This window comes from Mesorhizobium sp. M1A.F.Ca.IN.020.03.2.1 (assembly GCF_004023205.1).
Lineage (GTDB): Bacteria > Pseudomonadota > Alphaproteobacteria > Rhizobiales > Rhizobiaceae > Mesorhizobium.
This window is the reverse complement of sequence record NZ_RZSV01000199.1, coordinates 1-10,310: the sequence shown is the minus strand read 5'-3', so window position 1 is coordinate 10,310 and position 10,310 is coordinate 1. Positions and strand designations below refer to the sequence as shown.

Genomic DNA, 10,310 nt, shown 5'->3' with positions numbered 1-10,310 from the left:
GTGCGCGCCTTTGGCGGCGCGGCGATGGCAAGGGCCGCCGACGAGGCGCTGGTCAAGATCGGCGCGGTGCTGCCCGACACGGAAAAGGATCGCATCGCGCGCACCGAGATCCACACGCCGATGTGGGTGGTGAGCGATGCCGCGCGCGAGGCGATCGACCTCATCGAGCGCGCCATCGAGAAGCGCCAGGTGCTCACCATCGACTACTCGGACGAAGCCGGGCGCGGCACGGCGCGCGACATCCGGCCCCTGGGCCTCTGGTTCTGGGGCAAGGTATGGACCCTGGTCGCCTGGTGCGAGATGCGCGACGATTTTCGCGCCTTCCGCATCGACCGCATCGCCTCGGTGGTGATTGCCGGGCGTATCTACAAGCCGGAGCGCGGCAAGCAGCTCGCCGACTTCTACCGCGCCGTGGAACGCAGCGAGGATTACGGCATGGCGCCCGATCGAGCGGCGCGGACCTGACCTCCCCAGGCACGGCCGACAAAAAAGCCCGCGCGAAGCGGGCTTTTTTGTCGGGCTGGGAGACCTTACTCCTCTTCCCCGTCTTCTTTCTTGTCCTTCGACTTCAGCGCCGAAAGCTTGGCGAACACGGCATTGGCGTCGAGCTCCTGATCCTCGTCCTTCGGCTTCTCCGGAGCCGGCGTCAGCCTTTCGGTCAGCGCCGCCGGCAGCAGCGTGTCGCCGGCAGCCGGCTGTGCCTGCTCGCGGCCGCGCGAGGCGCGGTTGACTTCCATGTCGAGGTCGATCTGCGAGGTCAGGCCCAGCGTCACCGGATCCATCGGCTGCAGATTGGCCGAGTTCCAATGCCGGCGCTCCCGAATCTGCTCGATCGTCGACTTGGTCGTGCCGACCAGCCGCGCGATCTGCGCGTCCTTGAGTTCGGGATGGTTGCGTACCAGCCAGAGAATGGCGTTCGGCCGGTCCTGGCGTTTCGACAGCGGCGTGTAGCGCGGGCCTTTGCGCTTCGATTCCGGCACCCGCACCTTGGGGTCCGAGAGTTTCAGCCGATGGTTCGGATCCTTCTCGCCGCGCGCGATCTCGTCGCGGGTGAGCTGGCCGGTCATGATCGGGTCCATGCCCTTGATGCCCTGCGCCGACTCGCCGTCCGCGATCGCCTTGACCTCCAGCGGATGCAGCCCGCAGAACTGCGCGATCTGCTCGAAGGAGAGCGCGGTGTTGTCGACCAGCCAGACGGCGGTGGCCTTGGGCATCAGCAGCGTATTGGCCATGTCAAAAATCCTTCTCGTTCGCCCGCGTTCCCGCGCGGGCGGTGGTTTTAGAGCCACCAAAATGGGAAATTCGCGGCCTGTATAAACGCTCCGTCACGATTTCGCAATGTTTTTGGGAGGGGAGCAGCTGGGACCCAAAAAGACAAAACCCGCCGGACGGAGTCCAGCGGGTTCGGAACCGGAGACGAGCAAGCGTCTGCGACGGCTCTGGCTTCGAGACTACGGCCCAGCCTTGCGGCCGGGTCGTGCTTCAAATCAAAGAGCCTGGCGAGCGATACGCTCGATGTCGCCGCGGTTGATGCCGAGGTCGTTCAGCTGGCGGGCGTTCAGCTTGTTCAGCTCACGCACCGTCTCATTGTAGAGGCGCCAGTTGCGGAAAGCGCGGATCGGGTTCATTTCAGTCCTCCATTCACGGGATCAGTTGTTCGATGCCGCGTAAATAGGCACCCTTGCCTACGAATTGAACGGACTCTTTTGCATGGCGGCAATGCATTTTGTGCATTGCAGCATTAGGCCTTTGTTCAGTCTCTCGTCAGGGATCCGAACGACCAGGATGCGTCGCGGATTCAGGTCAGGCCAAGCCCAAAACGGTTGGTCCGCAAACCGGAGCGGAACGTACTTAAAGTACGTGAGCAGCGGAAGCGCAGGACACAATTGCTTGCAGGCCGGCCTCACCTATATCGGGCGCATCCTAGCCGACGTCGAGGACGATCTTGCCGATATGCTCGCCCTCCTCCATCCGCTCATGCGCCCGCCATGCCTCCGTCAGCGGGAAGATCATGTCCATGACCGGAGCGACCTTGCGGGTGCCGAGCAGCGGCCAGACCTGAGCCTCGAGCGCCGCCGCGATGGCTGCCTTGAATTCGACGGTGCGCGGCCGAAGCGTCGAGCCGGTATGGACAAGGCGCTTGACCATGAGCTTTGCGAAGTCGGTGCTGGCGACCGCACCGGCCTGTACGGCGATCTGGACGATGCGTCCTTCGACGGCCGCGGCGTCGTAGTTGCGCGCCACATAGTCGCCGCCCACCATGTCGAGGATGACGTCGGCGCCCCGGCCGCCGGTTGCGTCCTTGACCTCGGCAACGAAGTCCTGCTGGCGATAATTGATCGCCCGGTCGGCGCCGAGCCCAAGACAGGCGTCGCACTTCTCCTTGCTGCCGGCCGTGGTGACGACATAGGCACCGAATGCCGAGGCGAGCTGTATGGCCGTCGTGCCGATGCCGGACGAGCCGCCATGGACAAGCAGCGTCTCGCCTTTCTTCAGCTCGCCGCGCTCGAACACGTTGTGCCAGACGGTGAAGTAGTTCTCCGGCACGGCCGCGGCCTCGGAATAGGTAAAGCCCGCCGGGATCGGCAGCACGCTGCCGGCGTGGACCTTGACATATTCGGCATAGCCGCCGCCCGGCGTCAGCGCGCAGACCCGGTCGCCGGTGCGCCAGCGCGATATCGCGTCGCCGAGCGCCGCGATCTCACCGGCCGCCTCGAGCCCGGGCAGGTCCGAGGCGCCGGGCGGCGGCGGATAGGCGCCTTTGCGCTGCTGCACGTCGGGCCTGTTCACGCCGGCCGCGTGCACGCGGATGAGGACCTCGCCGGGGCCGGGCGTGGGCACGTCGCGCGTCTCCGGCTTCAGCACCCTGGGACCGCCAGGCTGCGAGATTGCGATCGCCGTCATCTTTGCCGGAATATGCTGTCCGCTTGCCATGAATTGTCCCGTTTCCTCATGCCGCTGGCCGGCTGTTTGCATCGGCATCCCTGCCCTATGTATGCTCATTACCAAATCAGGCAAATGGTGAAATCAGGGAGAAGCGACGATGGCGATCTTCGACGACGAACCCAGGAAGAAGCCCCGCCCACACGAGATCGGACAGGATCTGTCGCTGCTGTCTGTCGATGATTTGTCCGAGCGCATTGACCTGCTGCGCGAAGAGATCGCGAGGCTGGAAGCTGAGCGGGCCGCCAGGGGCGCCACCAAATCCGCCGCCGAGGCACTGTTTCGCCGCGGATAATCCTGGCTGCATGGCCAGCCGCCCCGGAAAAGCCTGAAAGCGACTGCCAGAGCTGCACCCTCAAACAGACCTGCGCTTCGAAATTACCAGCCGGATCAGCCTATGTTCGCAACCTACCGACCGATCCTCTCGCTGCTGCGCGGCACCGCGTTCCTGCTGGCGGCCTCCGGCCTGCATGGCCTGCTTTTGCCGCTGCGCGGCCAGCTTGAGGGGTTCTCGACCGCCTCGCTCGGCCTGATGGGCACGGCATGGGCGGGCGGCTTCGTCACTGGCTGTTTCTTCGCGCCGCGGCTGGTGCGCCGTGCCGGTCATGTCAGGGCGTTCGGCGCCTTCGCCGCCTCCGGCGCAATCATTGCGCTCCTCACCGGCCTCATCATCGACGAGTATTTCTGGATCCTGCTGCGCGCCTTCACCGGCTTCACCATGGCCGGCGCCTTCATGGTCATCGAAAGCTGGCTGAATGAGAAGGCCACCAACGAGAATCGCGGCACCGTCTTCGGCCTCTATATGATGGTCACCTATGCTTCGATCATGGGCGGCCAGATGATCGTCGCCGGCGGCGATGTGAAATCGGCCTCGCTGTTCATGATCACCGGCATCCTGTTCTGCCTGTCGCTCCTTCCGACTGCGGTGTCGACCCAGTCGCATCCGAAGCCGCTGCAGGATGTCAAGCTCGACGTCAAAGGCCTCTACGCCAATTCGCCCGTGTCGGCGGTTGCCTGCCTTCTGATCGGCATAGCCAATGGCGCCTGGGGCACGCTCGGCGCCGTCTATGGCGCCCGCATCGGCATCTCTACCGCCGAGATCGCGCTCATGATGAGCCTGGTGGTCATCGCCGGCGCGGCCATGCAGCTTCCCGCGGGCCGGCTATCCGACACCACGGACCGCCGTTTCGTGCTGGCGGGCGCAGCCTTCGGCGCGGCACTGTTTGCCGTGCTGGTCTTTCTGGTCGAGCCGCGTTCCGGCGTTTTCGTCATCTTGCTGACGGCCGCCTACGGCGCCTTCGCATACACGCTCTATTCGATCGCCGTCGCGCATGCCAACGACCACGCGCGGGCGGAGGATTTCGTCAAGGTTTCCGGCGGCCTGCTGTTGCTCTATGGCTTCGGCACCATGATCGGACCGCTGCTGGCCGCCGCTTTGATGGGCTGGCTGCGCCCCGAAGCGCTCTTCCTTGCGACCGCGCTCGCGCATCTCTGCCTTGCCGGTTACACCCTGCTCCGCATCCGCGCCCGCGCGCCGGTTCCGATCGAGAACCGCGATGCCTTCAAGACGCAGCCGGCCGACCGCGCCGTCACGCCGGAAGCCTTGCGGCTCGACCCGCGCACAAAGGTTGAAACCGATGGTTGAGATTTGGGGAACTTTGCCCCACAAATGAGGCATGATGTTTTCCGACGCTTTCGTGGCGATAGCCGATCCCAACCGGCGCTATCTCTTGGAAGAGCTCCGGCGCGGTCCCAAGACGGTGAATGAGTTGGCGGCCGGTTTGCCGGTTTCGCGCCCGGCCGTTTCCCAGCATCTGAAAGTCCTGCTCGACGCCGGTCTGGTCAAAGCCAGGGCCGAGGGCACCAGACGCGTCTACGCCGTCAGCACCGCCGGCTTCCTCAGGCTGAATGTCTGGCTGGATCAATTTTGGGAACTCTCCCCTGGAGAGTGACCGCTGGCCACCAGCCGGAGGCCTCAGTTCGCTGCCTGCAGCGCCGCGCCAAGCGCGTCGAGCAGTTCGCCCGTTCCATGCTGGCGCGTGGCCGGCGAGTCGATGCCGTCGAAGAAGGCCCCTTGCTCCGTAAGAATCAGTCGCGTTCCCTTGCCTTCCGCGATAAGCTCGATCGTCGCCAGCGAAACCGAGACTCGGGTTTCGCCGAACAGCAGCTCATAGCTGTAGACGATGCGTTTGTTCGGCACGACGTCCTGGTAGACGGCGTTGAAGAAATGCGTCTGCCCGTCGCTCGGGCAGCCGGCATTCACCTCCTTGCCGCCGATGCGAAAGTCCATTTCATGCCGGCTCGGCATCGGGTTGTCGGGATCGAAGAACCAGCGCTTCTTGGCCGCCGGATCGCTGAGCGCGAAATAGACCTTTTCGGGCGGCGCCGGATAGTGGCGTTCGATGACGAAGGTGGAATGGACGACGGATCGTTCGGTCATGACGGGCCCCTTCAGGTTTGGTCGGTGATGTCCGTGAGAAAATCGCCGAGCCGGTCGAGCCGGCGTTCCCAGGCCAGTCGCCGCTCGTTGATCCAATGCTCGGCTGCCCGCAATGCGTTTGGCTCGATCCGGCAGGTTCGCACCCGGCCAAGCTTCTCGGTGCTCACCAACCCGCTCGTCTCGAGAACGGCGAGATGCTGGACGACGGCCGACAGCGACATCGCCAGCGGCTCGGCCAGCTGACTGACCGATGCCGGTCCGCGCGACAGACGTTCCACCATCTGGCGCCGGGCGGGATCGGCAAGCGCCTGGAACATCAGGTCGAGCTGGGCGGGATCATGCAGCATCGAGGCCTAGCCATTATTGTAGGGGAAGAACTTGAAATAGGGCTGCGCCTCCTCGATCACGCGGGCGAAGCTCGGCCGTTCGAGCAGACGGTCGTGATAGCGCTTCACGGCGGGGAATTTGTCGCCGAACGGCTCGACCTTGTTGGCGTAAAACAGCGCCGGCGAGGCGGCGCAGTCGGCCAAAGTGAAATGGTCGCCGACCGCCCACGTTTTTGACTGCATCTCCCGTTCGATGATGGCGTAGGAATTGCGCAGCTGCTCGCGCGCCTGCTCGACTCCGAACGGATCGGTCTTGTTTTGCGGCCGCAGCCGGTCGCCGACGATCTTCTGCATCGGCTCCTGCACGTAGAAGTCGTAGAAGCGGTCTGCCTGGCGCACCTTGATGGCGAGGTCGACGTCGGCGGGAATGAGCTCGACCGGCCCGGGATAGTAGGCGGTGAGATATTCGATTACGATGGTCGATTCCATAACCGTGCGGCCCCGCGCGTCATCGCGCAGGGCCGGCATCTTGCCCGTCGGCGAAACCTTCAGGAAAGCCGCGCGCGACGGCGCATCGCCGAGATCGACGATCTGCGGCGCAAACGGCGTGTTGTTTTCGTAGACCGCGATCAGCGGCTTCCAGCAGAAGGAAGCGAGCGGATGGAAATACAGCGTCAGGGACATTTTTTCTCCTGTCGGCGGAGGTCGAGGCAATACTGAAGTGATCACTTAACTATTTTCGCAGACCGCTGGTGTCAATCCTAATCCCGCCGGGCTAGCCAAATGCGGCGATTGCTTCGACGATGTGCGGCCAATCGTTGCGGTGCAGTTCGTGGCCGCCGCCTTCGATCCGCACCAGCCTGCCGCCGGCAACCGCGGCGGTGAGCGCCTCGCCGTGCTCGATCGGGAAGAGCGGATCGGTAGTGCCGTGGATGACGAGCAGCGGCACGGTCAAATCCCTTATTCGCCGCTCCGGGCCGCCGCTCTTCAGCAGGAAGTGGTTGGTGGCGCTGGCGAGACCGCCGGACCGATCGTAGTCCTCCTCGATCATCGCACGTGTCCGTTCGCTGTCGAACGAATGCAGGGTGCTGGCGATTGCGCGAGCGCCCCTGACCATGAAGTCGATCACCTGTTGCCGGTTCGACCAATCGACATCGGCACCTTCGGCGGAATGCTCTCGGTAGGCCTCGCTCGTCACAGGCAAACCGGACGTATCGACACCGAGCGGTGAGCTGGAGACCACGGTCAGCGCGCTGACCCGTTCGGGATATTTCAGCGCCACGATCTGCGCGATCATGCCGCCCATCGACATGCCGACGACCTGCGCCTTGGCGATATTGTGATCGTCGAGCACACGGACGGCATCATCGACCATGTCCTCGAACCCGTAAGGCGGCGCGCCCGGCGTGTACTTGGTCGAGAGACCAGTGTCGCGATTGTCGTAGCGGATGACGAAACGGCCGCGCTCGGCAAGCGCCCGGCAAAAGGCTTCCGGCCACCAGAGCATCGAGGCCATGGCGCCCATGATCAGAAGGATCGCCGGGTCGGCCGGATCGCCGAAGCTTTCCGAATGGATCTCAGGGCGAGGCAAGATGGTCATTCTTCTCTCCTCCATCTCCCAATCTGCTTGCATATTGCAATCAGTTGCACGATAAGCAGGCTGATATCATATTGCAACCGGTTTTGGAGACTGGCATGAACACCGAGCACCGCTCCGGCTGCCCGATCAATCTGTCGCTGGAAGTTTTCGGCGACCGCTGGAGCCTGATCATCCTGCGCGACATTATCTTCGGCGCCAGGCGACATTTTCGGGAATTGCTCAACGGCTCGATCGAAGGCATTGCCTCCAACATCCTGGCCGATCGGCTGAAGCGGCTGATGGAGCTCGGCCTCCTGACCAAGGCGGACGATCCCAGCCACAAGCAGAAGGCGATCTACAGCCTGACCGAGATGGCAATTACCCTTGTGCCGATCATGGCGCATCTCGGCGCCTGGGGCCGCGTCTGGCTGCCGGTCAGCGAGGAGCTGTCGATCCGAGCCGAGCTGCTCGAAAAAGGCGGCCCGCCGTTGTGGGATCGGTTCATGGACGAATTGCGCCACGAACATCTTGGAGCGCCGGTGAAGACGCCGCCCGGCACGCCGACCGTGCGCCGGCAGTTGCAGACCGCCTATGAGGCGGTTGTCGCCCGCAAGCCTCAGGCCGCCGCAGGTTGACGGCTTTTTGGACCGCGGGTCGCCGGGTGCAATCCTAGTTTAAGTTGATATCCCGGCTTGCCGACCGCATCGACACGGAGAAGCCGGCCAGCACATCGAACAGCGCGATGATCATCAGCGAAAAGAAGACCGAATGCGCGGCGCCCTTCACCAGCAGGAACTCGACCAGGAAGGCGATGAAGACCAGCGTCGACAACAGATGATCCAGGATCGACGCATTGGTGGTGCGCACCGATTTCGATATCTCGACGAAGAGGAAGATCAGCCCGATTAGCACCATCAGGTCGCCGAGCGTCATCGAGAAGACGCCGCCCGACATCATCCGGAACGAGAACATTTCGATCGTCCACGGATCGTCGCCGCCGCCGAACAGGCCGAGCAGTCCGAGGTTGTAGAGGACGAAGGGCACGATCAGCAGCGGGATGGCACCGAACATCTGGGCGTCTCCAATGAGGCACCCTTTTGTAAAAGGCGCGGCGGGCACGCCGTCAAGGCTTTTCGGCGATGGCGCCGAACACGCTCTAAATCCTAATGAAATAACGATGTCAGCCGTTTTTCCGCTGCCTTTTCGGCGGCTCGTGCCCAGCCAACGCGAGGACCTTCATCCGTCGCCAGAATCAAAAAGACCGGCCAGCGGCCGGTCCTCTGAAAACGTCACAACCATGGAAGCTTCTCAGCTTTCCCGTGCAAGCTTCTCAGCTTTCCTTCGGCTCCAGCACCTGGCGGCCGCGATACATGCCGGTCTTCAGGTCGATGTGGTGCGGCCGGCGCATTTCGCCGGAATTCTTGTCCTCGACATAGGTCGGGGCCTTGAGGGCGTCGGCCGAGCGGCGCATGCCGCGCTTCGACGGAGAAGTTTTTCTTTTCGGAACGGCCATGGATATGCTCCACTACATGGTCAAAATGCCCCGGCAACCCTCGCGAAAGGGCCGCATCGAGGCCATAATCTGAGAAAGTCGGGTGCCTATACACGCCTTGCGCCGTTTTGGCCAGCACTGGCACGAATTTTTTTGAGCCGGCGCCGCTTCATCTTATTCGAGGCAACCGACATAGGCGCCCGAACGCCCGGCGCGCCGCTCGATCAGATTGGCGAGACGCCTCAAACCCGGGCCTGGCCTGGCCGGATTGCGCGCGATCGGGTTGGGCAGGCTGACGGCAAGCAACGCTGCCTGCCGGCGCGACAATTGCCTGGCCGAGACGCCGAAATGATGCTGCGCGGCCGCCTCGATGCCGTATATGCCTGGCCCCCATTCCGCGATGTTAAGATAGATCTCCATGATGCGGCGCTTCGACATCACCGCATCGAAATAGACGGCCAGAGGCAGCTCGACGACCTTGCGCACGCTGCCGAGCGGCCGCGACCACAAAAACAGGTTCTTCACCGTCTGCATGGTGATGGTGGAGGCGCCGCGCGTTGCCTCGCCGGCAAGCGCATCGTCGACCACGCCGCGCAATTCGCCGAGGTCGACGCCCCGATGGAAGCAGAACTGCCCGTCTTCCGACATGATCACCGAATGCATGAGCACCGGCGCCACATCGTCGATCGAAACCCAGCGCCGGTCGTAGCCGGAGAAGGTGACAAGATCCTTCAGCATCAGCGTCGAAACCGGATGCACGAAGGGCGGCAGATAGAGAAAGGTGAGCGCGACCGGCATCGCGGCCAGCAGGATCGCCGCGACCAGGCAGCGCCGGCCAAGGCGCTTGAGACCGGCGCGGTTCAGGCGCCGCGGCCGTGCCATGTCCAGCCCTTCGCTTTCATGTTCGACGATCGGTTCCGTCAAGTCGCCCCACCCGTGCCACCCGCTACTTCGGCATAATGGCGCGAGGCTGCTTGCGCAACGTCTGAGTGTCGGCTACCGGTCCGGCCATGTTGAAAGACGACCAGGTGGCCTTCGAATCCGCGCTTTTTACGCGCGCCGCAGCAGTCGAGGTCCTGCTGCGGCAGGTCTTCGATGCGCCTCTGCTCTCCGGCGAGATCGCCCGGCCGGAACGCCTGATGGCGGCGATGCGCCATGGCGTGCTCAACGGCGGCAAGCGGCTCCGCCCTTTTCTGGTGATGGAAAGCGCGGCGCTGTTTTCGGCAAATGACGAGGCGGCGCTGCGCGTCGCCGCCGCGCTCGAATGCGTGCATTGCTATTCGCTGATCCATGACGATCTTCCTGCCATGGACGACGACGATCTGCGCCGCGGCCAGCCTACGGTGCACAAAGCTTTCGATGAGGCAACCGCGATCCTTGCCGGCGACGCGCTGTTGACTTTGGCCTTCGACATCATCGCCGACGAGGCGACGGCGTTGCCGGCCGAGCGGCGGGCGGCGCTGGTGCTGGCGCTCGCCCGCGCCGCCGGAACCGGCGGCATGGTCGGCGGCCAGACGCTCGACCTCGAGG

At 63.8% G+C, this 10,310-nt stretch carries 16 protein-coding genes; 6 read left to right on the top strand and 10 right to left on the bottom strand.

Going from position 1 to position 10,310, the window contains the following annotated elements; translation table 11 throughout:
* Window positions 1-465, top strand: a 465-nt coding sequence (locus tag EOA79_RS24775; protein ID WP_128293384.1) for a WYL domain-containing protein, incomplete at its 5' end; no start/stop codon positions are given.
* Window positions 466-530: 65 nt separating this feature from the next.
* Here EOA79_RS24775 and EOA79_RS24770 read toward each other — a convergent pair.
* From EOA79_RS24770 to EOA79_RS24760, 3 genes are all read right to left on the bottom strand, one after another.
* Entirely contained in the window at window positions 531-1,232 is a 702-nt protein-coding gene (locus EOA79_RS24770) for a DUF1013 domain-containing protein (protein WP_095799823.1), read from the bottom strand.
* Between the two features lie 255 nt (window positions 1,233-1,487).
* Window positions 1,488-1,628, bottom strand: coding sequence for a DUF1127 domain-containing protein (locus EOA79_RS24765; protein WP_067002031.1), 141 nt, complete (start codon window positions 1,626-1,628; stop codon window positions 1,488-1,490).
* A 295-nt stretch (window positions 1,629-1,923) separates the two neighbouring features.
* A complete protein-coding gene (locus tag EOA79_RS24760; protein ID WP_127334721.1) occupies window positions 1,924-2,934 on the bottom strand; it encodes an NAD(P)H-quinone oxidoreductase in 1,011 nt (336 codons plus the stop codon).
* 109 nt (window positions 2,935-3,043) lie between these two features.
* Between EOA79_RS24760 and EOA79_RS24755 the strand changes: the two genes are divergently transcribed.
* The 3 genes from EOA79_RS24755 to EOA79_RS24745 all read left to right on the top strand — a co-directional run bounded on the left by EOA79_RS24755 (window position 3,044) and on the right by EOA79_RS24745 (window position 4,895).
* A complete protein-coding gene (locus tag EOA79_RS24755; protein ID WP_067002029.1) occupies window positions 3,044-3,238 on the top strand; it encodes a DUF1192 domain-containing protein in 195 nt (64 codons plus the stop codon).
* Between the two features lie 102 nt (window positions 3,239-3,340).
* A complete protein-coding gene (locus tag EOA79_RS24750; RefSeq protein ID WP_067002026.1) occupies window positions 3,341-4,588 on the top strand; it encodes an MFS transporter in 1,248 nt (415 codons plus the stop codon).
* Between the two features lie 31 nt (window positions 4,589-4,619).
* The gene (locus EOA79_RS24745; RefSeq protein WP_067319326.1) at window positions 4,620-4,895 is read left to right on the top strand and encodes a metalloregulator ArsR/SmtB family transcription factor; all 276 of its coding nucleotides are present in this window, start codon (window positions 4,620-4,622) and stop codon (window positions 4,893-4,895) included.
* A gap of 23 nt (window positions 4,896-4,918) precedes the next feature.
* Here EOA79_RS24745 and EOA79_RS24740 read toward each other — a convergent pair whose 3' ends face one another.
* From EOA79_RS24740 to EOA79_RS24725, 4 genes are all read right to left on the bottom strand, one after another.
* On the bottom strand, window positions 4,919-5,383 hold the full coding sequence (locus EOA79_RS24740) for an SRPBCC family protein (protein WP_127334723.1): 465 nt from the start codon (window positions 5,381-5,383) through the stop codon (window positions 4,919-4,921).
* An 11-nt stretch (window positions 5,384-5,394) separates the two neighbouring features.
* On the bottom strand, window positions 5,395-5,730 hold the full coding sequence (locus EOA79_RS24735; RefSeq protein WP_095799820.1) for a metalloregulator ArsR/SmtB family transcription factor: 336 nt from the start codon (window positions 5,728-5,730) through the stop codon (window positions 5,395-5,397).
* 6 nt (window positions 5,731-5,736) lie between these two features.
* Complete coding sequence (locus EOA79_RS24730; RefSeq protein WP_095799819.1) at window positions 5,737-6,393, bottom strand: glutathione S-transferase family protein; 657 nt, start codon at window positions 6,391-6,393, stop codon at window positions 5,737-5,739.
* A gap of 91 nt (window positions 6,394-6,484) precedes the next feature.
* The gene (locus tag EOA79_RS24725) at window positions 6,485-7,309 is read right to left on the bottom strand and encodes an alpha/beta hydrolase (RefSeq protein WP_095824048.1); all 825 of its coding nucleotides are present in this window, start codon (window positions 7,307-7,309) and stop codon (window positions 6,485-6,487) included.
* Between the two features lie 95 nt (window positions 7,310-7,404).
* On the opposite strand from EOA79_RS24725, the gene EOA79_RS24720 reads away from it, so the two are divergent.
* Window positions 7,405-7,923 (top strand): helix-turn-helix domain-containing protein, encoded by a 519-nt coding sequence (locus EOA79_RS24720; protein ID WP_095799818.1) that lies wholly within the window; start codon window positions 7,405-7,407, stop codon window positions 7,921-7,923.
* A 34-nt stretch (window positions 7,924-7,957) separates the two neighbouring features.
* Here EOA79_RS24720 and EOA79_RS24715 read toward each other — a convergent pair whose 3' ends face one another.
* From EOA79_RS24715 to EOA79_RS24705, 3 genes are all read right to left on the bottom strand, one after another.
* On the bottom strand, window positions 7,958-8,359 hold the full coding sequence (locus EOA79_RS24715; RefSeq protein WP_095782517.1) for a hypothetical protein: 402 nt from the start codon (window positions 8,357-8,359) through the stop codon (window positions 7,958-7,960).
* A 259-nt stretch (window positions 8,360-8,618) separates the two neighbouring features.
* A complete protein-coding gene (gene rpmF, locus EOA79_RS24710) occupies window positions 8,619-8,801 on the bottom strand; it encodes a 50S ribosomal protein L32 (protein ID WP_006203806.1) in 183 nt (60 codons plus the stop codon).
* A gap of 153 nt (window positions 8,802-8,954) precedes the next feature.
* Window positions 8,955-9,662 (bottom strand): transglycosylase domain-containing protein, encoded by a 708-nt coding sequence (locus tag EOA79_RS24705; RefSeq protein ID WP_095824190.1) that lies wholly within the window; start codon window positions 9,660-9,662, stop codon window positions 8,955-8,957.
* Between the two features lie 128 nt (window positions 9,663-9,790).
* On the opposite strand from EOA79_RS24705, the gene EOA79_RS24700 reads away from it, so the two are divergent.
* The coding region (locus EOA79_RS24700; protein WP_206639262.1) for a polyprenyl synthetase family protein at window positions 9,791-10,310 on the top strand (520 nt) is incomplete at its 3' end.